We start from the raw sequence: 24,134 nt of genomic DNA, 5'->3' as shown, positions 1-24,134 counted from the left end.
CGGCGCAGGTCAATCCCTTTCCTCAAGCACCTGTTTCATTCGTCGGAAGGCCGTAAATGCGGCAGCGCTTCGTCGAGTGGGTCGTGTTGTTGGAATTATTGTATACAAAAATATGTTCTATTGTGTTCTATTGTTTGCGTCTGGTTTTGCCGAAGGCATTGCCTGGAACGCTTCCCACAACAAAAGAGGACAGCACTCATGAGCGCTTTAACCTTGAAAGTCGCCGTCAACCTGACGGGGCAAGCCCTCGCCGCAGGCCGTGATATCAGCGCTGCACCGCTGACCGTTGCGGTTCTGGACAGCGGCGGCCACCTGATTGCCTTGCAACGCGAAGACGGCGCCAGCCTGCTTCGCCCTCAGATCGCTATCGGCAAGGCCTGGGGCGCCATCGCCCTGGGCAAGGGCTCGCGCCTGCTCGCCCAGGACGCCCACCAACGCCCGGCCTTTTTCGCCGCGTTGAACGGCCTGGGTCAGGGCAACGTCGTGCCGGCACCGGGCGGGGTGTTGATCAAAGGTGAGGATGGGCGGGTGCTGGGTTCCATCGGCATCAGTGGCGACACCTCGGACATTGATGAGCAGGTGGCGATCAGGGCTGTGGAGGGGGTGGGGTTGAAGGCGGATGCGGGGGTGGCTTGATTTTGTATTGACTGCCCTATTGCAATCGCGAGCAGGCTCGCTCCCACAAGTGGACTTGGGCAGACACAAAATATGTGAGCACTGCAAATCCTCTGTGGGAGCGAGCCTGCTCGCGATTGCCTTCAACCAGACATATCCAGCTAAAAGTCTGGCCCACCTCCAGACAGGCCAAGACCTAGTCTTGGTCTGGACTCATTCATCAAAGGACACGGAATGTCTGGTTCACCCGCTTCACATCGACTGCGCGTTGGCCGCTACGCCGAATCCAACCGAATCTACTTATTGACGGCCAACACATTCGGCCGCGAGCCGATTTTTAGAGACTTTATCTTGGGCAGATTGGTCGTTGACCAGTTTCGAAAGGCTCAGGATCAGGGTTACGCTGACTCATTGGCCTGGGTCGTCATGCCTGATCACTTTCATTGGTTAATCGAGCTGCATAAGGGATCTTTGAGTGAATTGATGCAAAGAACCAAGTCATTAAGCACCAAGGCTGTGAACCTACGCCTGGGCCATAGGATCAGTCTTTGGCAACAAGGTTTCCATGACAGGGCTCTAAGGCGGGAGGAGGACCTGGTAGTGCTGGCTCGGTATGTCGTAGCAAACCCACTGCGGGCAGGGCTGGTGAAGCGGTTTGGCGACTATCCACTATGGGATGCCATTTGGGTTTGATTTGAAATCGAGTCGTCAGCATCGCGAGCAGGCTCGCTCCCACAAGGTATCTCAGTTGTTCACAAAATTTGAGTTCACAGCAGAACCCTTGTGGGAGCGAGCCTGCTCGCGATGAAGGCGATGCGGTCCCAAGCCTAGCGATCCACCTCACACCCCTTCAACACCAGCCGAATAATCGTTTGCGCCGCGGCCTCATAATCCGTTTCGTCCAGCTTCGCCTTGCCGGTCACTGCGGAGATTTGCCAGTCGAAGTCGGCGTAGGTCTGGGTGGCCGCCCAGATGCTGAACATCAGGTGGTTGGGGTCGATGGGGGCGATTTGACCTCGGTCGATCCAGGTCTGGATGCAGTCGATGTTATGGCGGGCCTGGGCGTTGAGCTGTTCCACCAGGTCGGCGCTCAGGTGCGGGGCACCGTGCATGATTTCGCTGGCGAAGACTTTTGAGGCGAAAGGCAGGTCGCGGGAGATGCGGATCTTGGAGCGGATATAGTGGCTCAGCACTTCGCCGGGCACGCCGTCGGCGTTGAACGGGGTCGAGGCCTGAAGAATGGGCTCGATAATACTTTCCAGCACCTCGCGGTAGAGGTTTTCCTTGGATTTGAAATAGTAGTAGACGTTGGGTTTGGGCAGGCCCGCCTTGGCCGCGATATCGCTGGTTTTGGTCGCCGCGAAGCCCTTGTCGGCAAATTCTTCGCTGGCGGCACGCAGGATCAGTTCTTTGTTGCGCTCGCGGATAGTGCTCATAAACCCAGGGGTTCCTTGCCTGTTCTGGCGGTGGCGCATGGTAGCACCGGCCTCGCGAAGCGCTCAAGAATGCCCCGAGGCCACGTCGGGCGCGCTATGCTGCGCAGCATTATTGTTCAAGGAGTTCTTCCATGGCCGGAAGCAGTTTGTTGTTACTGATCGACGATATCGCCACGGTGCTCGACGATGTTGCTTTGATGACCAAAATGGCTGCCAAAAAAACCGCTGGCGTGCTCGGCGATGACCTGGCGCTCAATGCCCAGCAGGTCTCAGGCGTGCGTGCCGAGCGGGAAATACCGGTGGTCTGGGCGGTGGCCAAGGGTTCGTTTATCAACAAGTTGATCCTGGTGCCGTCGGCGCTGGCCATCAGCGCCTTCGTACCCTGGCTGGTCACGCCATTGCTGATGGTGGGGGGCGCCTACCTGTGTTTCGAAGGCTTCGAAAAACTCGCCCACAAGTTCCTTCACAGCAAGGCGCAAGACCAGGCCGAGCATGCGCAATTGGTCGAGGCCGTTGCCAACCCGGCGGTCGATCTGGTGGCCTTTGAAAAGGACAAGATCAAAGGTGCCATACGCACCGATTTCATCCTCTCGGCGGAAATCATCGCCATCACCCTCGGCACCGTCGCCGATGCACCACTGACCCAACAGGTGATCGTGCTCTCGGGCATCGCCATTGTCATGACCGTCGGCGTCTATGGTCTGGTAGCCGGCATCGTCAAGCTCGATGACCTGGGGTTGTGGCTGACGCAGAAGCCGGGGCAACTCGCCAAGAGCATCGGTGGCGCCATCCTGCGCGCCGCGCCCTACATGATGAAAAGCCTGTCGGTGATCGGCACGGCGGCGATGTTCCTGGTGGGCGGCGGCATCCTGACCCATGGTGTGCCGGTGGTGCATCACTGGATCGAAGGTGTGACGGCCAGTGCCGGGGGCGCCGGGTTCATTGTGCCGTTGCTGCTTAATGCAGTGGCGGGGATTGTCGCAGGGGCGGTGGTGTTGGCGGGTGTGATGGTGGTTGGCAAGGTCTGGAAAGCGCTGAAAAGCTGAATCTGGCAATACAAAACAACTGTGGGAGCGAGCCTGCTCGCGATGAGGGCCTGCCATTCAACATTTATGTTGGCTGGTAGACCGCTATCGCGAGCAGGCTCGCTCCCACAGTGGGTTTTGGGGTGGCCGGGAGTTACTCGGCAATCTGCAACTTGCGCGACTCGGTATACACGTAACGCACCTTCTCATATTCGAATGGCGAGTTCAGTTGGCCATAGCGGAAGCTGGTCTGGTGGCGCTTGTCCACGGCGCGCAGGAGCAGCAGTTCCGGGTGGTTGGCGCTGACTTCTGAAACGTTGAGGAAGTTGATCGCCGATTCAGCCGTGTAGTCCACCAGCAACCCCGAGGTATCACGCAGGTTCGAAGGGCCAAAGATCGGGAGTACGAAGTACGCGCCGCCGGGCACGCCATAGAAGCCCAGGGTCTGGCCGAAGTCTTCGCTCTGGCGCGGCAGGCCCATGGCGGTGGCCGGATCCCACAGGCCAGCGATGCCGACGGTGGTGTTGAGCAGCAGGCGTGCGGTGGTTTCCATCGAACGCTTGCCCTTGAATTGCAGCAGGCTGTTCATCAGGTTCGGCACGTCTCCCAGGTTATTGAAGAAGTTGCTCACCCCGGTGCGCAGGAAACCAGGCGTGATGTAGCGGTAGCCATCGACGACTGGCAGGAACACCCACTGATCGAATCGATAGTTGAAGTGATAGACGCGGCGGTTCCAGGACTCCAGCGGGTCATAGACGTTCAGGGCGTTGAGGGTCGAACGCTCGAACTCGCGCTGGTCCAGCCCGGGGTTGAACTTGAGCTTGCTCAACGGCTCCTTGAAACCGTCGGAGTCCACCACCACAGGCGCGTTGGCCTTGCTGTTATCGGCGTGGACCATGCCGGCACTCATTAACGCAGCGATAAGCAGGAGATATTTAGCCACGGAAGAACTCCAGCATGGCGTCGCTGTTGACGCGGTAGTTTAGGTTGCCGCAGTGGCCGCCCAATGGGTAAACCGTCAGCCGGTCGCCAAAGGTCTTGCGCAAGAAGCCCAGATCGCCCGGGCCGAGGATGACGTCGTCGGCGTTGTGCATGACGGCAATCTTCGGACTGTCGTGCAGGTAATCCTTGAGCGCATACAGGCTGACCTGATCGATCAGTTGCAACAGGCTGCCGCCGTCGGTGCGCGCGCGCCACATCGGAATCACTTGCTCGGTGAGGTAGCAGTCGAAGTCGCATTGCAGCGCGCGCTTGAGGAACGGCGTCAGGCTGGTGCTTTCGGTAATCGGGAATTTGGGCGGGATGATCAGGCCGCGACGGTTGATCAGGTCCGAGGTGAATGCAATGTCGGCCGCCGAGAAGCGGAACGAGGTGCCGATCAGCATCGCCATCTGCTCATTGCTCAGGTGTTGTTTGGACTGCTGGAAGTCATAGAGCAGGGCATCGTTGAGATCGATGTAGCCTTTCTGCTGGAAGTAGCGGGTCAGCTTGTTGAGCACCAATTCATAAAAAGTGGTGGTGTTGTTGATGCCCTTGACCTCGGTCTGGACCAGTTTGTCCAGGTTGGTGATCGAGGTGTAGAGGTTGACTGGCGGGTTGAGCAACAGCACTTTCTTGAAGTTGAAGCTGCGTCGGGTTTCGTCCAGATGGGCGACGAAGGCCGCGTCCAGGGCGCCGAGGCTGTAGCCGGTGAGGTAATACTCGGTCACCGGCAACTTGGGGTTCTGCGCCCGCACGGCCTGCATCACCCGGTACATGTCTTCGGCGTCTTCCTTGGTGATGCCGGGTGTGGCGAAGCGTGAAGCGGCGCTCATGAAGTCAAAGCTGGTGGGCGACGACAGCTGCACCACGTGGTAACCGGCCTTGTAATAGAGGCGCTTGAGGTATTCGTTGAGGCTGCTGTCGTATCGCGCGCCGGTGCCGGCGATCAGGAAGATCAGCGGCGCGGGCTTGTCCTGGGTCGCCATGCGGTAGGTGAGGCTTTTCACCGGCCAGAAATTGTCCGGCAGGATGAACTCGCGTTCCGGGCGCAGGGTCAGGCTATGGTCAGCCTGGTTGATGTCCTCGATCGGGGGCAGCTCCGGGCGCAGGTCCGGTGGCGTAGTGGCGATGGTCGCCTCGAACGGGTTGGTCAAGGGGTAGCCATAGCTGGCGGCATCGATATCCACCGCCAGCGCGGACGCACTCAGAATAAGGCCGCCGACGAGGGCAGCGAAGCGCAAGGAATGGAGCATGACTGGATCCCTTAGAGGAAGATGCCGAATGAGGTTCGCAGGCTATGACCGCCGAAGTGAAGCCAAGTGCCATGACGCACACAAAAGAGGCACAAACGGGGCGCGATAGTAGCGGGACGATACACGTTTGCGTGGGGTAGCGGCTAGTTATCTGGCGGCTTGCCGGATTCTGACAGGGCACGCAGGACAGCTTTTTTGTGGGGCCGAATGGCTGAGGCAGATAGCTGGCGTTCTGATGTCGTTTCTCGTTGCTTCAACGTCGCAGGCAGAGCAGGTTCCAGATCGGCGCAGGTTGATGATCAACGAGTCAGTACTCCACTGACGTTCGAACCGGTTTTGCAGGCGAGCGTGATGGGGGCGCTGTGCACCATAACAATACGTTGACGCCGCTCGGCATCCGTCGGGCGCAGCACTTTCGGGGAAGTAACGATGAGAATGCGACGACTCTTGGGCGCAGGTGCCGCACTGGTACTGGCGATCAGCTCCACACTGGCCAGCGCCGAAACCAAAACCCTGAGCATCGGTTATGTCGACGGTTGGTCCGACAGCGTCGCGACCACCCATGTGGCGGCCGAAGTCATCAAGCAGAAACTGGGCTATGACGTGAAGCTGCAAGCGGTTGCGACCGGGATCATGTGGCAAGGCGTAGCCACTGGCAAACTCGACGCGATGCTCTCGGCCTGGTTGCCGGTGACCCATGGCGACTACTGGACCAAGAACAAGGACCAGGTGGTCGACTACGGTCCGAACTTCAAGGATGCAAAAATCGGCCTGATCGTGCCGGAGTACGTCAAGGCCCAGTCCGTGGCCGACCTCAAGACCGATGACAGCTTCAAGAACCGCATTGTCGGTATCGACGCCGGTTCAGGTGTCATGATCAAGACCGAGCAGGCCATCAAGGATTACGACCTGACCGGGTACCAACTCAAGGCCAGTTCCGGCGCCGGCATGATTGCCGAGCTGACCCGTGCCGAGAAGAAAAAAGAATCCATCGCCGTCACCGGTTGGGTGCCGCACTGGATGTTCGCCAAGTGGAAACTGCGCTTCCTGGAAGACCCGAAAGGCGTTTACGGCGCGGCTGAAACCGTGAACAGCATCGGCAGCAAGGAGTTGGACGCCAAGGCGCCGGAAGTGGTCGCGTTTCTGAAGAAGTTCCAGTGGAACTCGAAAGACGAAATCGGCGAGGTCATGCTGGCGATCCAAGAAGGTGCCAAGCCGGACGCTGCTGCCAAGGATTGGGTTGCCAAGCACCCGGACCGCGTGAAGGAGTGGACCGGCAAGTAATCCGCCCGGTTTAACATCCTCGAAACCGCATGACTTGGCGTCATGCGGTTTTTTTGTGCCTGCCGTTTTTCAGCCTGGCCCAAGTCCCGGTGGGAGCGGGCTTGCTCGCGAAAGCGATCTGTCTGTTGGCAATTCATAGAATGACACACCGCATTCGCGAGCAAGCCCGCTCCCACAAGGGAAATATGAAGGTTTGCGGGGGCAATCGATAAACGTCATGTCGTTCTAATACTAAGGTCGTCTGGAACCTGGCCTTCAGCCGCATAGAGTAGAGCTGTTCCAATTTAATCTGTGCTGCGAGGATAAAAACAATGAACGACAGCATTTACCTCTCGATTCAAAACAGCCCGCGCTTCAAGGAGCTGGTGAGAAAACGAGAAAAGTTCGCCTGGATTCTCTCGGCGATCATGCTTGGGCTGTATTCCGGCTTCATTCTTCTGATTGCCTACGGGCCGCATGTTCTCGGGGCCAAGATTTCGCCCGAGTCCACCATTACCTGGGGTATCCCCATCGGTGTCGGCCTGATTCTTTCGGCCTTCGTCCTGACCGGTATCTACGTGCGACGCGCCAACGGCGAGTTCGACGACCTGAACAATGCGATTCTCAAGGAGGCTCAGCAATGATCCGGCGTCTAATGGCTCTGTTGAGCGTCGCAGCTTTCGCACCGGGGGCCTGGGCGGCTGAAGCCCTGACCGGTGCCGTGCAGAAACAACCGCTTAACGTCGCGGCTATCCTGATGTTCGTGGCCTTCGTTGGCGCGACCCTGTACATCACGTACTGGGCGTCCAAGAAAAACAATTCGGCGGCCGACTACTATGCGGCCGGCGGCAAGATCACCGGCTTCCAGAACGGCCTGGCAATCGCGGGCGACTACATGTCGGCGGCGTCCTTCCTGGGCATTTCCGCGCTGGTGTTCACGTCCGGTTATGACGGTCTGATCTACTCCATCGGTTTCCTGGTGGGCTGGCCGATCATTCTGTTCCTGATCGCCGAGCGCCTGCGTAACCTGGGTAAATACACCTTTGCCGACGTGGCCTCCTATCGTCTGGGGCAAACCCAGATCCGCACCTTGTCCGCCAGCGGCTCGCTGGTCGTGGTGGCGTTCTACTTGATCGCGCAGATGGTCGGTGCCGGCAAGCTGATCCAGCTGCTGTTCGGCCTGGATTATCACGTTGCGGTGATTCTGGTCGGTATCCTGATGTGCCTCTATGTGCTGTTCGGCGGCATGCTGGCGACGACCTGGGTGCAGATCATCAAGGCGGTGCTGTTGCTGTCGGGCGCTTCGTTCATGGCGCTGATGGTCATGAAGCACGTCAACTTCGACTTCAACATGCTGTTCTCCGAGGCGGTCAAGGTTCACGCCAAGGGTGAAGCAATCATGAGTCCTGGTGGCCTGGTCAAGGATCCGGTCTCGGCGTTCTCCCTGGGTCTGGCGCTGATGTTCGGTACTGCTGGCCTGCCGCACATTCTGATGCGCTTCTTCACCGTGAGTGATGCCAAGGAAGCTCGCAAGAGCGTGCTGTATGCCACTGGCTTCATCGGTTACTTCTACATCCTGACCTTCATCATCGGCTTCGGCGCGATCCTGCTGGTCAGCACCAACCCGGCCTTCAAGGACGCGGCAGGTGCCTTGCTCGGTGGCAACAATATGGCGGCGGTGCACCTGGCTAACGCGGTGGGTGGCAGCATCTTCCTGGGCTTCATCTCGGCCGTGGCCTTTGCCACCATCCTGGCGGTGGTCGCGGGCTTGACCCTGGCCGGTGCCTCGGCGGTGTCCCATGACCTGTATGCCAGTGTGATCAAGAAAGGCAAGGCCAACGAAAAGGACGAGATTCGCGTCTCGAAGATCACCACCATCGCCCTGGCAGTGCTGGCGATCGGCCTGGGTATCCTGTTCGAGAAGCAGAACATCGCGTTCATGGTGGGCCTGGCGTTCTCCATCGCGGCAAGCTGCAACTTCCCGGTACTGCTGCTCTCGATGTACTGGAAGAAGCTGACCACCCGTGGCGCCATGGTCGGCGGCTGGCTGGGCCTGGTCAGTGCCGTGGGCCTGATGGTGCTTGGTCCGACCATCTGGGTGCAGATCCTGGGTCACGAGAAGGCGATCTTCCCGTATGAATACCCAGCGCTGTTCTCAATGGCCATTGCCTTCGTCGGCATCTGGTTCTTCTCCATCACCGACAAGTCGGCTGAAGGCGCAAACGAGCGGGCGCTGTTCTTCCCGCAGTTCGTGCGTTCGCAGACTGGCCTGGGGGCGAGTGGGGCGGTGAGTCACTAAAGCAGCGGCGAGCTGCAAGTTGAAAGCTTCAAGTTAACGCAGTGCGTTTGAAGAGATACCCCGGTCGAGAGGCTGGGGTATTTTTTTGTGTTGGGTTTGAGGGGCGGCAGGCTTGCCGCCAATCGCGAGCAGGCTCGCTCCCACAGGGGAATGCATTTCAATGTGGGAGCGAGCCTGCTCGCGATTGCGTCGGGTCGGGCGAAGAAGACGAGGTAGGGTACAAACAAAACGGCCCCCGCTCTTATATAAGAAGCGGAGGCCGTTTCGGTGCAGCTTGAGACCTAGCGCAAGGCAGGTCTTACTTGCGGTCTTCCAGTCGGGTGATGTCACGCGACTCGTAGCCGGTGTACAACTGGCGCGGGCGGCCGATCTTGTACGGGCTGGAGAGCATTTCCTTCCAGTGGGAGATCCAGCCCACGGTCCGCGCCAGGGCGAAGATCACGGTGAACATGCTGGTTGGAATGCCGATCGCCTTGAGGATGATCCCCGAGTAGAAGTCGACGTTCGGGTACAGCGAGCGCTCGATGAAGTACGGGTCGGTCAGGGCGATCTCTTCCAGGCGCATGGCCAGTTCGAGTTGCGGATCGTTCTTGATCCCCAGTTCCTTGAGCACTTCGTCGCAGGTCTGCTTCATGACGGTGGCGCGCGGGTCGCGGTTCTTGTAGACCCGGTGACCGAAGCCCATCAGCTTGAACGGATCGTTCTTGTCCTTGGCCTTGGCGATGAACTTGTCGATGTTCGAAACATCGCCGATTTCATCGAGCATGGTCAGTACCGCTTCGTTGGCACCGCCGTGGGCGGGGCCCCAGAGTGCGGCGATACCGGCGGCGATACAGGCGAACGGGTTAGCACCCGAGGAGCCTGCCAAACGCACGGTGGACGTGGAGGCGTTCTGCTCGTGGTCGGCGTGGAGGATGAAGATCCGGTCCATGGCCTTGGCGAGCACCGGGCTGATCGGTTTGATCTCGCACGGGGTGTTGAACATCATATGCAGGAAGTTCTCTGCATAAGTCAGGTCGTTGCGCGGGTACATCATGGGCTGGCCCATGGAGTACTTGTAAACCATGGCTGCCAGGGTTGGCATCTTCGCCACCAGGCGGATCGCGGAGATTTCGCGATGCTGGGGGTTATTGATGTCCAGGGAGTCGTGGTAGAAGGCCGAGAGGGCGCCGACAACACCGCACATGACGGCCATCGGGTGGGCATCGCGACGGAAGCCGTTGAAGAAGGTCTTCAACTGTTCGTGAACCATGGTGTGGTTCTTCACGGTGCTGACGAACTGGGCCTTTTGCTCTGCGGTTGGCAGCTCGCCGTTGAGCAGCAGGTAGCAGGTTTCCAGGTAGTCCGACTTTTCGGCCAGTTGTTCGATCGGGTAGCCGCGGTGCAGCAGGATGCCGTTGTCGCCGTCGATATAGGTGATCTTCGACTCGCACGAAGCGGTCGACATGAAACCTGGGTCAAAGGTGAAACGGCCCGTGGCCGTCAGGCCCCGTACGTCGATTACATCGGGACCAACGGTGCCGGTTAAAATGGGCAGCTCGACGGGGGCTGCGCCCTCGATGATCAACTGCGCTTTTTTGTCAGCCATGTGGCCTCCTATTAATGCTTGGAATCATCAGACAGACCCCCCACGCAGGGCCCGCACCACTATAGTGAGATAAATTCGAATGTCAATTTGCCTAAAGTCTTGCTCCAGAAGGCTTTAACCGGACTTTTTCCGCGAAATTGACTGCCGTTTACGCCTTTTGCTTCATATGTGCAATGCGCTATTAGGGGAAGGTGAACGCGTTGTCATTAGTAGCCTAACTGTCTATACTCGGCCACCGACCGCCAGGGGCTTTTGGGCCTGCTTTCTTGGGGGTCGTCACTCCCTGGGTGGTGAGTACCTGACCAGTGCGCGCCCCAACAACTTTGCCCTGATTGTTAGGGGCTCTTCAGTGTGAAAAAAAGCCGTGAAAAGCCAACGACCTGTAAACCTAGACCTAAGGACCATCAAACTCCCAGTCACTGCTTACACGTCCATTCTTCACCGTATTTCCGGTGTCATCCTCTTCGTCAGCCTGGCCATCATGCTTTATGCATTGGACAAGTCGCTCGATTCGGAAGAAGGCTTCGGTCAGGTGAAAGCGTGTCTGACCAGTCCGCTAGCCAAGCTAGTGATTTGGGGCATCCTGTCCGCCTTGCTGTATCACTTGGTTGCCGGTGTGCGCCACTTGATCATGGACATGGGCATCGGTGAGACGCTGGAAGGCGGCAAGCTGGGCTCGAAAATCGTTATCGCCGTTTCCGTGGTGGTAATCGTTCTGGCAGGAGTCTGGATATGGTAACCAACGTCACGAACCTTTCCCGTTCGGGCCTCTATGACTGGATGGCGCAGCGTGTGTCTGCGGTCGTTCTCGCGGCTTACTTCATTTTCCTGATCGGATATGTCGTAGCAAACCCTGGCCTTGGCTATGCCCAATGGCACGAACTGTTCGCAAACAACTGGATGCGTATCTTCAGTCTGCTGTCGCTTGTCGCACTGGGCGCTCACGCCTGGGTCGGCATGTGGACCATCGCGACCGACTACCTGACGCCGATGGCGTTCGGCAAGTCGGCGACTGCCGTACGTTTCCTCTTCCAGGCTGTATGCGGCGTCGCGATGTTTGCGTACTTCGTCTGGGGTGTGCAGATTCTTTGGGGTATCTGATTCATGGCTAACATTCCTACGATTTCTTTCGACGCCATCATTATTGGTGGCGGCGGTGCCGGCATGCGCGCTGCGCTGCAACTGGCACAGGGCGGTCACAAGACTGCCGTGATCACCAAGGTTTTCCCGACCCGTTCGCACACGGTTTCCGCCCAGGGCGGCATCACCTGTGCCATCGCTTCGGCTGACCCGAACGATGACTGGCGCTGGCACATGTACGATACCGTCAAGGGTTCCGACTACATCGGTGACCAGGACGCTATCGAATACATGTGTCAGGAAGGTCCGGCCGCAGTGTTCGAACTGGACCACATGGGCCTGCCGTTCTCGCGGACCGAAACCGGCCGTATCTACCAGCGTCCGTTCGGCGGTCAGTCCAAGGATTACGGCAAGGGCGGCCAGGCTGCGCGTACTTGCGCGGCGTCCGACCGTACCGGTCACGCACTGCTGCACACCCTTTATCAGGGCAACCTGAAGGCCGGTACCACGTTCCTGAACGAGTACTACGCCGTTGACCTGGTGAAAAACCAGGATGGCGCTTTCGTCGGTGTGATCGCGATCTGCATCGAAACCGGCGAAACCACCTACATCCGCGCCAAGGCTACCGTGTTGGCCACCGGCGGTGCCGGCCGTATCTACGCTTCCACCACCAACGCCCTGATCAACACCGGTGACGGTGTCGGCATGGCGCTGCGTGCTGGCGTGCCGGTACAAGACATCGAAATGTGGCAGTTCCACCCGACCGGCATCGCCGGCGCCGGTGTACTGGTCACCGAAGGTTGCCGCGGTGAAGGCGGTTACCTGATCAACAAGCACGGCGAGCGTTTCATGGAGCGTTATGCTCCGAACGCCAAAGACCTTGCCGGTCGTGACGTGGTTGCCCGTTCGATGGTGAAAGAAATCATCGCCGGCAACGGTTGCGGTCCCAATGGCGACCACGTGATGCTCAAGCTCGACCACCTGGGCGAGGAAGTGCTGCACAGCCGTCTGCCAGGCATTTGCGAGCTGTCCAAGACCTTTGCTCACGTCGACCCTGTCGTCGCGCCAGTTCCGGTAGTTCCAACCTGCCACTATATGATGGGCGGCGTTGCCACCAACATTCACGGCCAGGCGATCACCCAGAACGCCGAAGGCGTGGACGAAATCATCCCTGGCCTGTTCGCAGTGGGTGAAGTGGCGTGCGTATCGGTTCACGGTGCCAACCGTCTGGGCGGCAACTCGCTGCTCGACCTGGTGGTATTCGGCCGCGCTGCCGGCCTGCACCTGGAAAAAGCGCTGACCGACGGTATCGAGTATGACGATGCCACCGACGCCAACATCGAAGCCGCACTCGCGCGTCTGTCCGCTCTGAATGCGCGTACCGAAGGCGAAGACGTGGCGACCCTGCGTCGCGAGCTGCAAAACTGCATGCAGAACTACTTCGGTGTGTTCCGTACCGGCGAATACATGCAGAAGGGTATCGCTCAGCTGGCTCAGTTGCGTGAACGAATCGCCAACGTGAAGATCAACGATAAGTCGCAGGCGTTTAACACTGCACGTATCGAAGCGCTGGAACTGCAGAACCTGCTGGAAGTGGCCGAAGCCACCGCCATCGCGGCAGAAGTGCGCAAAGAGTCCCGTGGTGCCCACGCCCGCGAAGACTACGAAGACCGTGACGACGAAAACTGGCTGTGCCACACCCTGTATTTCCCGGGTGACAAGCGCGTCGCCAAGCGTGCGGTGAACTTCTCGCCGAAGACTGTTCCGACTTTTGAACCTAAGATTCGGACTTATTAAGGGTGGCCGCCATGTTGCAAGTCAGTGTTTATCGCTACAACCCTGATCAGGACGCTGCGCCGTTCATGCAGGATTTCCAGGTTGAAACCGACGGCAAAGACCTGATGGTGCTGGACGTGCTGGCCCTGATCAAAGAGCAGGACGAAGGTTTCTCCTACCGTCGCTCTTGCCGCGAGGGCGTTTGCGGCTCCGACGGCATGAACATCAACGGCAAGAACGGCCTGGCCTGCATCACGCCGCTGTCCGCCGTGGTCAAGGGCAACAAGCTGATCGTTCGTCCGCTGCCAGGTTTGCCGGTTATTCGTGACCTGGTCGTCGATATGAGCATCTTCTACAAGCAATACGAGAAGGTGAAGCCATTCCTGCAGAACGATTCGCCGGCTCCGGCCATCGAACGTCTGCAGTCCCCGGAAGAGCGTGAAAAGCTCGACGGTCTGTACGAGTGCATCCTGTGCGCCTGCTGCTCGACCTCGTGCCCATCCTTCTGGTGGAACCCGGACAAATTCCTGGGCCCGGCCGCTCTGCTGCAAGCGTATCGCTTCCTGGCAGACAGCCGCGACACCAAGACGTCCGAGCGTCTGGCTGCACTGGATGACCCGTTCAGCGTATTCCGCTGCCGCGGGATCATGAACTGCGTCAACGTCTGCCCGAAAGGCCTGAACCCGACTAAGGCCATCGGTCACGTACGTAACATGCTGCTGCAAAGCGGCGTGTGATTCAGCTGCTGTACCCGTAGAACCGCTGTACCCGCAGAGGCTATGGCGCGGGCTTCAACCCGCGTCCTGGCTATAACCAGAACCGCCGCTCACAAAGCGGCAGTTCTTATTTTGAAGAAATGAGACAAGCAGGGGCATCCGGGCTGGTACCCGGACTATCAGCGTGATCCTAAGTGGCTTGTTTTAGTCGCTGCACTCGGACTTCTGCAAGTTTGCTCGGTGTTTTCGCCGATGGTGTTCCCCAAATCGAGGGTGACCAAGCATGCAAGAAAGCGTGATGCAGCGCATGTGGAACAGTGCCCACCTCTCCGGTGGTAACGCTGCCTATGTGGAAGAGCTCTACGAGCTCTACCTGCACGACCCTAACGCTGTGCCAGAAGAGTGGCGCACCTACTTTCAGAAGTTGCCGGCTGACGGTAACTCTGCCACTGATGTTTCGCACTCGACAATTCGCGATCATTTCGTGCTGCTGGCAAAGAACCAGCGCCGCGCTCAACCGGTGTCTGCCGGCAGCGTGAGCAGTGAGCACGAGAAGAAGCAAGTTGAAGTGCTGCGACTGATCCAGGCCTACCGGATGCGCGGCCACCAGGCAGCCCAGCTGGACCCGCTGGGGCTGTGGCAGCGTCCTGCACCTGCAGACCTGTCGATCACTCACTACGGCTTGACCAATGCCGATCTTGATACGACCTTCCGTGCCGGCGACCTGTTCATCGGCAAAGAGGAAGCGAGCCTACGCGAAATTCACGAAGCGTTGCAGCAGACATATTGCCGCACCATCGGCGCTGAATTTACGCACATCACCGATTCCGAGCAGCGCCAGTGGTTCCAGCAGCGTCTGGAAAGCGTTCGTGGCCGTCCGACGTACTCCGCCGACATCAAGAGCCACTTGCTCGAGCGCGTCACCGCCGGTGAAGGCCTGGAGAAATACCTGGGCACCAAGTACCCGGGTACCAAGCGTTTTGGCCTGGAAGGCGGCGAAAGCCTGATTCCGATGCTCGACGAGCTGATCCAGCGTTCGGGTTCCTACGGCACCAAGGAAGTCGTCATCGGCATGGCCCACCGTGGTCGTCTGAACGTACTGGTCAACACCTTCGGTAAAAACCCGCGGGAGCTGTTCGACGAGTTCGAAGGCAAGAAGAAGGTCGAGCTGGGCTCCGGTGACGTGAAATACCACCAGGGTTTCTCCTCCAACGTGATGACCACTGGTGGCGAAGTCCACCTGGCGATGGCTTTCAACCCGTCCCACCTGGAAATCGTTTCCCCGGTGGTCGAGGGTTCGGTCCGTGCCCGTCAGGATCGCCGCAACGACCCGACCGGCGAGAAGGTGCTGCCGATCTCCATCCACGGTGACGCGGCATTCGCCGGTCAAGGCGTGGTCATGGAAACCTTCCAGATGTCGCAGACCCGCGGTTTCAAGACCGGCGGCACCGTGCACATCGTGATCAACAACCAGGTCGGTTTCACCATCAGCAACCCGGAAGACTCGCGCTCCACCGAGTACGCCACCGACGTCGCGAAAATGATCCAGGCGCCGATTCTCCATGTGAATGGCGATGATCCGGAAGCCGTGTTGTTCGTGACCCAGTTGGCCATCGACTACCGCATGCAGTACAAGCGTGATGTGGTAATCGACCTGGTCTGCTACCGTCGTCGCGGCCACAACGAGGCCGACGAGCCAAGCGGCACCCAGCCTCTGATGTACCAGCAGATCGCCAAGCAGCGCACCACCCGTGAGCAGTATGCCGAGCGCCTGACCCAGAGCGGTGTACTGGATGCAGAGCGCGTCCAGGAAAAAGTCGATGAATATCGCAATGCCCTGGACAACGGCCTGCACGTTGTAAAAAGCCTGGTCAAAGAGCCGAACAAAGAGTTGTTCGTGGACTGGCGCCCGTACCTGGGTCATGCCTGGACCGCTCGTCACGACACCCGCTTCGACCTCAAGACCTTGCAGGAACTGTCCGCCAAGCTGCTGGAAATTCCGGAAGGCTTCGTGGTTCAGCGCCAGGTCGCGAAAATCTACGAAGACCGGCAGAAGATGCAAGCCGGCGGCCTGCCGATCAACTGGGGTTACGCCGAAACCATGGCGTACGCGACCCTGGCGTTCGAAGGTCACCCGATCCGCATCACCGGCCAGGACGTAGGCCGCGGCACTTTCTCGCACCGCCACGCGGCGCTGCACAACCAGAAAGACGCCAGCACCTACATCCCGCTGCAACACCTGTACAAAGGCCAGCCACGTTTCGACCTGTACGACTCGCTGCTGTCCGAGGAAGCCGTCCTGGCGTTCGAATATGGCTACTCCACCACCGAGCCAAATGCGCTGGTGATCTGGGAAGCCCAGTTCGGCGACTTCGCCAACGGTGCACAGGTGGTTGTCGACCAGTTCATCACCAGCGGCGAGCACAAGTGGGGCCGTCTCTGCGGTCTGACCATGCTGTTGCCACACGGTTATGAAGGGCAGGGGCCGGAGCACTCCTCGGCACGTCTGGAGCGTTACCTGCAACTGTGTGCCGAGCACAACGTCCAGGTTTGCGTACCGACGACTCCGGCGCAGATCTACCACCTGCTGCGTCGTCAGGTCATCCGTCCGCTGCGCAAGCCGCTGATCGTGCTGACACCCAAGTCGCTGCTGCGTCACAAACTGGCGATCTCCACGCTCGAAGACCTGGCCGAAGGCTCCTTCCAGACCGTTATTTCGGAAATCGATACGCTGGAAGCGGCCAAGGTGACTCGCCTGGTCCTGTGCAGTGGCAAGGTTTACTACGACCTGCTGGAAAAACGTCGTGCCGAAGGCCGCGAAGACATCGCCATCGTGCGTATCGAGCAGTTGTACCCGTTCCCGGAAGAAGACCTGATGGAGGCCATCGCGCCTTACACCAACCTCACCCACGTGGTGTGGTGTCAGGAAGAACCGATGAACCAGGGCGCGTGGTACAGCAGCCAGCATCACCTGCGTCGCAGCATCGGCAACCATAACAAGGCCCTGGGCCTGGAATATGCCGGCCGTGATGCTTCCGCTGCACCGGCGTGTGGTTATGCGTCGATGCACGCCGAGCAGCAGGAAAAACTGCTGCAAGATGCTTTCACTGTTTAAGCCTTCGTGCTGACTGAAACCGAATTTTAAGGACCCACAGATAATGGCTATCGAAATCAAAGCCCCGTCATTCCCGGAATCGGTTGCCGATGGCACCGTTGCCACCTGGCACAAGAAACCAGGCGACGCTGTAAAGCGTGACGACCTGATCGTCGACATCGAGACCGACAAAGTCGTTCTGGAAGTGTTGGCCGAAGCTGACGGCGTGCTCGGCGCAATTAAGGCCGAAGAGGGCTCTACCGTTCTGTCCAACCAGGTACTGGGCTCGATCGAAGAGGGCGGCGCTGTTGCTTCTGCTCCGGCCGCCGCTGCTGCGCCTGCCGCTGCCCAGGCCGCCGCTCCAGCCGCCGATGGCGAGGACGATCCAGTCGCTGCCCCGGCCGCGCGCAAGATCGCCGAAGAGAACGGTATCAACATCGCTTCCGTTGCCGGCACCGGCAAGGGTGGTCGTGTGACCAAGGAAGACGTGGTTGCAGCCGTTGCCGCCAAGAAAGCCGCTCCGGCCGCTGCGCCAGCCAAGGCTGCCGCGCCTGCCGCTGCCGCTCCGGTGTTCGCTGCCGGTGATCGCGTTGAAAAACGCGTTCCGATGACCCGCCTGCGCGCCAAGGTTGCCGAACGTCTGGTTGAAGCCCAGTCGAACATGGCCATGCTGACCACTTTCAACGAAGTCGACATGACCGAAGTCATGGCCCTGCGTTCGAAGTACAAGGACCTGTTCGAGAAGAGCCACAACGGCGTACGCCTGGGCTTCATGTCGTTCTTCGTCAAGGCTGCCACTGAAGCACTCAAGCGCTTCCCGGCCGTCAACGCGTCGATCGATGGCTCCGACATCGTTTACCACGGTTACGCCGACATCGGTGTTGCGGTCTCCAGCGACCGTGGCCTGGTGGTTCCGGTACTGCGTAACGCCGAACTGATGAGCCTGGCTGAAATCGAAGGCGGCATCGCCACCTTCGGCAAGAAGGCCCGTGACGGCAAGCTGTCCATCGAAGAGATGACCGGCGGTACGTTCACCATCACCAACGGTGGTACATTCGGTTCGATGATGTCGACCCCGATCGTCAACCCGCCACAAGCGGCGATCCTGGGCATGCACAACATCCTGCAACGCCCGATGGCGATCAATGGTCAGGTCGTGATTCGTCCGATGATGTACCTGGCACTGTCCTACGATCACCGTTTGATCGACGGTAAAGAAGCCGTGACTTTCCTGGTAACCATCAAGAACCTGCTTGAAGATCCGGCTCGTCTGCTGCTGGATATCTGATTCGCCGCGAGGGCCGGTCGGTTGACCGGCCTCTTGCTGAAATAACCGGTTTCGTCCCACGACGGTCTCCACAAGTGACCGTCCGGTTTGATTCGAGAAGGAATGACTCATGACTCAGAAATTCGACGTGGTAGTGATTGGTGCGGGCCCTGGCGGCTACGTAGCGGCCATCAAGGCTGCGCAACTGGGCCTCACCACTGCCTGCATCGAGAAATACACCGACAAGGAGGGCAAACTGGCCCTCGGCGGTACTTGCCTGAACGTCGGTTGCATTCCATCCAAGGCGCTGCTGGACAGCTCCTGGAAGTTCCACGAAGCGCAAGATGGCTTGGCCATCCACGGCATTGGCGGTGTCAACCGCGAAAGCGTCACCATTGACGTGCCTGCCATGGTTGGCCGCAAGGCCAACATCGTCAAAGGCTTGACCTCTGGCGTTGCCACCCTGTTCAAGGCCAACGGCGTGACCTCGATCCAGGGTCACGGCAAGCTGCTGATGGGCAAGAAGGTCGAAGTGACCAAGCCAGACGGTTCGGTTGAAGTGATCGAAGCCGAGAACGTCATCCTGGCACCGGGCTCGCGTCCGATCGACATTCCGCCGGCTCCGGTCGACCAGAACGTGATCGTCGATTCCACCGGCGCCCTGGAATTCCAATCCGTACCAAAACGTCTGGGTGTGATCGGCGCTGGCGTGATCGGCCTGGAGCTGGGTTCGGTCTGGTCGCGCCTGGGCGCGCAAGTAACCGTCCTCGAAGCACTGGACACCTTCCTGATGGCCGCCGACACCGCGGTTTCCAAGGAAGCGCTGAAAACCCTGACCAAGCAAGGCCTGGACATCAAGCTGGGCGCTCGCGTGACCGGTTCCAAGGTCAATGGCGAAGAAGTCGTGGTGAACTACACCGACGCCAACGGCGAACAGACCATCACCTTCGACAAACTGATCGTTGCGGTTGGCCGTCGCCCAGTGACCACTGACCTGCTGTCCGCCGATTGCGGTGTGACTCTCGATGAGCGCGGCTTCATCGCGGTCGATGATCAGTGCGCAACCGACGTACCGGGCGTCTTCGCCATCGGTGACGTGGTACGCGGCATGATGCTGGCGCATAAAGCGTCCGAAGAAGGCATCATGGTGGTCGAGCGCATCAAGGGCCACAAAGCCCAGATCAACTACGACCTGATCCCATCGGTTATCTACACCCACCCGGAAATCGCATGGGTCGGCAAGACCGAGCAAACCTTGAAAAACGAAGGTGTTGAAGTTAACGTCGGCACCTTCCCGTTCGCAGCCTCCGGCCGTGCCATGGCAGCCAACGATACCGGTGGTTTCGTGAAAGTTATCGCCGATGCCAAGACGGATCGCGTATTGGGCGTTCACGTGATTGGCCCAAGCGCCGCCGAGCTGGTACAGCAAGGCGCGATCGGTATGGAATTCGGCACCAGCGCTGAAGATCTGGGCATGATGGTCTTCTCCCATCCGACCCTGTCCGAAGCCTTGCACGAAGCGGCTCTGGCCGTAAATGGCGGCGCCATCCACGTGGCCAACCGCAAAAAGCGTTAATAGACAATAAGAAACCACGGCGGTATGGCCCGTCGTGAGCCTTGCGAGCAAGACTCACCGCGGAATATCCGCTGGACGCAGCCTTGCGTAGCGGCACCGGTTATCTGGAACGCTACGCAAGCAGCAGTCACAGGTGGTGCGGCACTATAACGGTGCAGCACCGAATGCGCAGTACCTAACGAAGACGGTAATAAGCATGAATCTTCACGAGTATCAGGGTAAGCAGCTGTTCGCTGAGTACGGCCTGCCAGTATCCACCGGCTACGCGGTAGACACCCCGGAAGCGGCAGCAGAAGCTTGCGACAAAATCGGCGGCAGCGAATGGGTCGTCAAAGCCCAGGTTCACGCCGGTGGTCGCGGTAAAGCGGGCGGCGTCAAGCTGGTTCGCAGCAAAGAAGACGCCAAAGCCTTCGCACAGCAGTGGCTGGGCAAGCGTCTGGTGACCTACCAGACTGACGCCAATGGTCAGCCAGTCACCAAGATCCTGGTTGAATCGTGCACTGATATCGCTAAAGAGCTGTACCTGGGCGCTGTCGTTGACCGTTCGAGCCGCCGTATCGTGTTCATGGCTTCCACCGAAGGTGGCGTGGACATCGAGAAAATCGCTCACGATACCCCTGAGAAAATCCTCAAGGCCACTATCGATCCACTGGTTGGCGCCCAGCCATTCCAGGGTCGCGAGCTGGCATTCCAGCTGGGCCTGGAAGGCAAGCAGGTCACTCAGTTCGCCAAGATCTTCGTAGGTCTGGCCAAGCTGTTCCAGGACCACGACCTGGCGCTGCTGGAAGTGAACCCGCTGGTGATCAAGGCCGACGGCGATCTGCACTGCCTCGATGCCAAGATCAACATCGACGCCAACGCCATGTACCGTCAGCCTAAGCTGAAGACTTTCCACGATCCGTCGCAAGACGATCCGCGCGAAGCGCACGCTGCCAAGTTCGAACTGAACTACGTGGCCCTGGAAGGCAACATCGGCTGCATGGTCAACGGTGCTGGCCTGGCCATGGGTACCATGGACATCGTCAACCTGCATGGCGGCAAGCCAGCCAACTTCCTCGACGTGGGCGGTGGTGCTACCAAGGAACGCGTAACCGAAGCGTTCAAGATCATCCTGTCCGACACTAACGTCGCTGCAGTACTGGTCAACATCTTCGGCGGCATCGTTCGTTGCGACATGATTGCCGAAGGCATCATCGGCGCCGTGAAAGAAGTCGGCGTGAAAATCCCGGTTGTTGTTCGCCTCGAAGGCAACAACGCTGAGCTGGGCGCTAAAGTACTGGCAGAAAGCGGTTTGAACATCATCGCTGCTACCAGCCTGACCGACGCTGCTCAACAAGTCGTTAAAGCTGCGGAGGGCAAATAATGAGCGTCCTGATCAATAAAGACACCAAGGTTATCTGCCAGGGTATTACCGGTTCGCAAGGTAGTTTCCACACCCAGCAAGCTCTGGAATACGGCACCAAGATGGTTGGCGGCGTAACTCCGGGCAAAGGCGGCACCGAGCACCTGGGCCTGCCTGTCTTCAACACTGTCAAAGACGCTGTTGCTGCCACTGGCGCCACCGCCAGCGTGATCTACGTTCCAGCTCCTTTCTGCAAGGATTCCATCCTTGAAGCAGCGTTCGGCGGCATCAAGCTGATCGTCTGCATCACCGAAGGCATCCCGACCATCGACATGCTGGAAGCCAAGGTCAAGTGCGACGAGCTGGGTATCACCCTGATCGGCCCTAACTGCCCAGGCGTGATCACTCCAGGCGAATGCAAGATCGGCATCATGCCAGGTCACATTCACTTGCCAGGCAAGGTCGGTATCGTTTCCCGTTCCGGCACCCTGACTTACGAAGCCGTCAAGCAGACCACTGACGCCGGTTTCGGTCAGTCGACTTGCGTCGGCATCGGCGGTGACCCGATCCCAGGCTCCAACTTCATCGACATCCTGAAGCTGTTCCAGGAAGACCCGAAGACCGAAGCGATCGTCATGATCGGTGAGATCGGCGGTTCGGCTGAAGAAGAAGCGGCTGCCTACATCAAGGCTAACGTGACCAAGCCGGTTGTTTCCTACATCGCAGGTGTGACTGCTCCTCCGGGCAAGCGCATGGGCCATGCTGGCGCAATCATCTCTGGTGGTAAAGGCACTGCGGACGAGAAATTCGCCGCTCTGCAAGACGCAGGCGTGAAAACCGTGCGTTCGCTGGCAGACATCGGCAAGGCCCTGGCCGAGCTGACTGGCTGGGAAATGAAGAAGTAAGCTTCGGCTGACTTTTTGCTCCAGCAACAAAGGCCACCTTCGGGTGGCCTTTGTCGTTTCTGAAAATCAAAAGATCGCAGCCTTCGGCAGCTCCTACGGTTGGAATGCAATCCCATGTAGGAGCTGCCGAAGGCTGCGATCTTTTGATCTGCAAGGTAAAAAAGATACGTAAACGCGACACGAAGATGTCGTGCATCGGATAGTTCGCCCCGCAACAGTGCGTTACTCACACTAATTCGTTAGGCTACCCGCCATTTTTGCGACCGCTGCCCACAAGGAAGCGGAGCGCCTAACGGGTTGGTCTTATACGGATCGGCAGCATTTCCCTCCATCCTCAAGGGAAGTCCCTCTCTAAATTCCGATTCAGCAGTGTGGTTTCCTTAAAATGAAAGTGTTGAAAGGTCAGGACATCCTGGCGCTTGGTTTCATGACATTTGCCCTGTTCGTCGGGGCAGGCAACATCATCTTCCCGCCCATCGTCGGTTTGCAGTCCGGGCCCCATGTCTGGATGGCGGCGCTGGGCTTTCTGGTCACGGCGGTTGGGCTACCGGTCATCACGGTCGTTGCGCTGGCCAAGGTCGGCGGGGCGATGGATGCCTTGAGCAGTCCTATCGGCAAGGTTGCCGGTGGGTTGCTGGCGGCTGTGTGCTACCTGGCCGTGGGGCCGCTGTTCGCCACGCCGCGCACCGCCACCGTCTCCTTCGAAGTCGGGCTGGCACCGTTGACCGGTGAAAGCCCGCTGGCGTTGTTTCTCTACAGCGCGGTGTATTTCCTGCTGGTGTTCTTCATCTCGCTCTATCCGGGCCGCTTGCTGGACACTGTCGGGCGATTCCTCGCACCGTTGAAAATCATCGCTCTGGCCGTACTGGGCATTGCCGCGTTTGCCTTGCCCGCCGGTGATATTGGCGTGGCGACCCCTGAATATGTCGCGGCACCGTTCTCCCAAGGCTTTATCAACGGTTACCTGACCATGGATACCCTGGGCGCATTGGTGTTTGGCATCGTTATCGTCAATGCGATCCGTTCCCGGGGCGTTGAATCGCCCGCCTTGATCACCCGCTACGCCATCATCGCCGGGCTGATCGCTGGGGTCGGGCTGGCGCTGGTCTATGTCAGTCTGTTCCGCCTGGGTTCTGGCAGCCATGAAGTGGCCGCGGGCGCGAGCAACGGCGCGGCGGTGCTGCATGCCTATGTGCAACACACGTTCGGTAGCCTGGGCAGCGGTTTCCTGGCGGTGCTGATTTCCCTGGCATGCCTGGTCACTGCCGTGGGCCTGACGTGCGCCTGTGCCGAGTACTTCAGCCGTGTCTTGCCGCTGTCGTACAAAACGTTGGTGGTCATCCTGGCGGCGTTTTCGCTGTTGGTGTCGAACCTCGGACTGACCAAGCTGATCGCTTTCTCGATTCCGGTCCTGACCGCGATTTACCCACCGTGCATTGTCCTGGTGGCCTTGAGCTTCTGCAAAGACTTCTGGCATGAGCAGGGGCGCATTGTCGGCCCGGTCATGCTGGTGTCGTTCCTGTTCGGCCTGATCGATGCGCTTAAAGGCGCCGGACTGGCGGATTGGATGCCGACGCAAATGGCCCACCTGCCATTGAGCGCGCAGGGCCTGGCCTGGCTCGTGCCGTCGGTGATGACCCTGGCGGTTGCGCTGGTGTGCGATCGTCTGCTGGGCAAGCGCAGCGAAGCCTTGGCCTGAGTGACCGCGGCCAGCCACAAGCGAGGCCGCCGGTAAAAAACAAATGCCCCGTATCGATCGATACGGGGCATTTTTTTATGGCGCCGGTGCAGTGTCTTTTTCCTTGGACTAACGTCGAAGCATTGTCTTGCAGGACCTGTGGGAGCGGGCTTGCTCGCGAATGTGGTGTTTCAGCTAATAACTATGTCGCCTGACACACCGCATTCGCGAGCAAGCCCG

At 59.0% G+C, this 24,134-nt stretch carries 20 protein-coding genes; 16 read left to right on the top strand and 4 right to left on the bottom strand.

Going from position 1 to position 24,134, the window contains the following annotated elements:
- The first annotated feature begins 198 nt into the window (after positions 1-198).
- Together BMY45_RS18900 and BMY45_RS18895 are read left to right on the top strand one after the other, a co-directional pair.
- Complete coding sequence (locus tag BMY45_RS18900) at positions 199-636, top strand: GlcG/HbpS family heme-binding protein (protein WP_092400194.1); 438 nt, start codon at positions 199-201, stop codon at positions 634-636.
- Positions 637-849: 213 nt separating this feature from the next.
- A complete protein-coding gene (locus BMY45_RS18895) occupies positions 850-1,308 on the top strand; it encodes an REP-associated tyrosine transposase (protein ID WP_092400192.1) in 459 nt (152 codons plus the stop codon).
- Between the two features lie 134 nt (positions 1,309-1,442).
- Here the strand turns inward: BMY45_RS18895 and BMY45_RS18890 are convergent, their stop codons facing one another.
- On the bottom strand, positions 1,443-2,051 hold the full coding sequence (locus BMY45_RS18890) for a TetR/AcrR family transcriptional regulator (RefSeq protein WP_092400190.1): 609 nt from the start codon (positions 2,049-2,051) through the stop codon (positions 1,443-1,445).
- Positions 2,052-2,182: 131 nt separating this feature from the next.
- On the opposite strand from BMY45_RS18890, the gene BMY45_RS18885 reads away from it, so the two are divergent.
- Positions 2,183-3,097 carry a DUF808 domain-containing protein gene (locus tag BMY45_RS18885; RefSeq protein ID WP_092400188.1) on the top strand — a complete coding sequence of 305 codons (915 nt, stop codon included), beginning with the start codon at positions 2,183-2,185 and terminating at the stop codon, positions 3,095-3,097.
- Between the two features lie 133 nt (positions 3,098-3,230).
- On the opposite strand, the gene BMY45_RS18880 is transcribed toward BMY45_RS18885, so the two are convergent.
- Together BMY45_RS18880 and BMY45_RS18875 are read right to left on the bottom strand one after the other, a co-directional pair.
- Complete coding sequence (locus BMY45_RS18880; RefSeq protein ID WP_092400186.1) at positions 3,231-4,019, bottom strand: MlaA family lipoprotein; 789 nt, start codon at positions 4,017-4,019, stop codon at positions 3,231-3,233.
- Positions 4,012-5,310 (bottom strand): alpha/beta fold hydrolase, encoded by a 1,299-nt coding sequence (locus BMY45_RS18875; protein ID WP_092400184.1) that lies wholly within the window; start codon positions 5,308-5,310, stop codon positions 4,012-4,014. Before BMY45_RS18875 ends, BMY45_RS18880 begins: the two co-directional genes overlap by 8 nt.
- A 429-nt stretch (positions 5,311-5,739) precedes the next feature.
- Here BMY45_RS18875 and BMY45_RS18870 point away from each other — a divergent pair, with 429 nt between their 5' ends.
- From BMY45_RS18870 to BMY45_RS18860, 3 genes are all read left to right on the top strand, one after another.
- A complete protein-coding gene (locus BMY45_RS18870) occupies positions 5,740-6,594 on the top strand; it encodes a glycine betaine ABC transporter substrate-binding protein (RefSeq protein WP_092400182.1) in 855 nt (284 codons plus the stop codon).
- A 311-nt stretch (positions 6,595-6,905) separates the two neighbouring features.
- Positions 6,906-7,217, top strand: coding sequence for a DUF485 domain-containing protein (locus BMY45_RS18865; RefSeq protein ID WP_092400180.1), 312 nt, complete (start codon positions 6,906-6,908; stop codon positions 7,215-7,217).
- On the top strand, positions 7,214-8,872 hold the full coding sequence (locus tag BMY45_RS18860; RefSeq protein WP_092400178.1) for a cation acetate symporter: 1,659 nt from the start codon (positions 7,214-7,216) through the stop codon (positions 8,870-8,872). The genes BMY45_RS18865 and BMY45_RS18860 overlap by 4 nt, the downstream gene beginning before the upstream one ends.
- 298 nt (positions 8,873-9,170) lie before the next feature.
- Here the strand turns inward: BMY45_RS18860 and gltA are convergent, their stop codons facing one another.
- Positions 9,171-10,460: a citrate synthase gene (gene gltA, locus BMY45_RS18855; RefSeq protein ID WP_092400176.1), complete on the bottom strand. Its 1,290-nt coding sequence runs from the start codon at positions 10,458-10,460 to the stop codon at positions 9,171-9,173.
- Between the two features lie 364 nt (positions 10,461-10,824).
- Between gltA and sdhC the strand changes: the two genes are divergently transcribed.
- From sdhC to brnQ, 10 genes are all read left to right on the top strand, one after another.
- The gene (gene sdhC / locus BMY45_RS18850) at positions 10,825-11,199 is read left to right on the top strand and encodes a succinate dehydrogenase, cytochrome b556 subunit (RefSeq protein WP_024780620.1); all 375 of its coding nucleotides are present in this window, start codon (positions 10,825-10,827) and stop codon (positions 11,197-11,199) included.
- Entirely contained in the window at positions 11,193-11,561 is a 369-nt protein-coding gene (sdhD, locus tag BMY45_RS18845) for a succinate dehydrogenase, hydrophobic membrane anchor protein (protein WP_047230490.1), read from the top strand. Before sdhC ends, sdhD begins: the two co-directional genes overlap by 7 nt.
- Positions 11,562-11,564: 3 nt before the next feature.
- Complete coding sequence (gene sdhA, locus BMY45_RS18840; RefSeq protein WP_092400174.1) at positions 11,565-13,337, top strand: succinate dehydrogenase flavoprotein subunit; 1,773 nt, start codon at positions 11,565-11,567, stop codon at positions 13,335-13,337.
- Between the two features lie 11 nt (positions 13,338-13,348).
- Complete coding sequence (locus BMY45_RS18835; RefSeq protein WP_092400172.1) at positions 13,349-14,053, top strand: succinate dehydrogenase iron-sulfur subunit; 705 nt, start codon at positions 13,349-13,351, stop codon at positions 14,051-14,053.
- Between the two features lie 262 nt (positions 14,054-14,315).
- Positions 14,316-17,147, top strand: coding sequence for a 2-oxoglutarate dehydrogenase E1 component (locus tag BMY45_RS18830; RefSeq protein WP_092400170.1), 2,832 nt, complete (start codon positions 14,316-14,318; stop codon positions 17,145-17,147).
- A gap of 43 nt (positions 17,148-17,190) precedes the next feature.
- Complete coding sequence (odhB, locus tag BMY45_RS18825; RefSeq protein WP_092400168.1) at positions 17,191-18,414, top strand: 2-oxoglutarate dehydrogenase complex dihydrolipoyllysine-residue succinyltransferase; 1,224 nt, start codon at positions 17,191-17,193, stop codon at positions 18,412-18,414.
- Positions 18,415-18,523: 109 nt separating this feature from the next.
- Complete coding sequence (gene lpdA / locus BMY45_RS18820) at positions 18,524-19,969, top strand: dihydrolipoyl dehydrogenase (RefSeq protein WP_092400166.1); 1,446 nt, start codon at positions 18,524-18,526, stop codon at positions 19,967-19,969.
- 196 nt (positions 19,970-20,165) lie between these two features.
- On the top strand, positions 20,166-21,332 hold the full coding sequence (sucC, locus tag BMY45_RS18815) for an ADP-forming succinate--CoA ligase subunit beta (RefSeq protein WP_003179235.1): 1,167 nt from the start codon (positions 20,166-20,168) through the stop codon (positions 21,330-21,332).
- Positions 21,332-22,216, top strand: a complete 885-nt coding sequence (gene sucD / locus BMY45_RS18810; protein WP_014339581.1) for a succinate--CoA ligase subunit alpha — start codon at positions 21,332-21,334, stop codon at positions 22,214-22,216. The genes sucC and sucD overlap by 1 nt, the downstream gene beginning before the upstream one ends.
- Before the next feature lie 385 nt (positions 22,217-22,601).
- The gene (brnQ, locus tag BMY45_RS18805) at positions 22,602-23,915 is read left to right on the top strand and encodes a branched-chain amino acid transport system II carrier protein (RefSeq protein WP_092400163.1); all 1,314 of its coding nucleotides are present in this window, start codon (positions 22,602-22,604) and stop codon (positions 23,913-23,915) included.
- The last annotated feature ends 219 nt before the right edge of the window (positions 23,916-24,134 follow it).

The sequence above is a fragment of the Pseudomonas sp. NFACC39-1 genome, assembly GCF_900110355.1.
GTDB classification, from domain to species: Bacteria; Pseudomonadota; Gammaproteobacteria; order Pseudomonadales; family Pseudomonadaceae; genus Aquipseudomonas; species Aquipseudomonas tehranensis.
The sequence above is the reverse complement of the archived record's forward strand: the minus strand, read 5'-3'. Positions and strand labels throughout refer to the sequence as shown.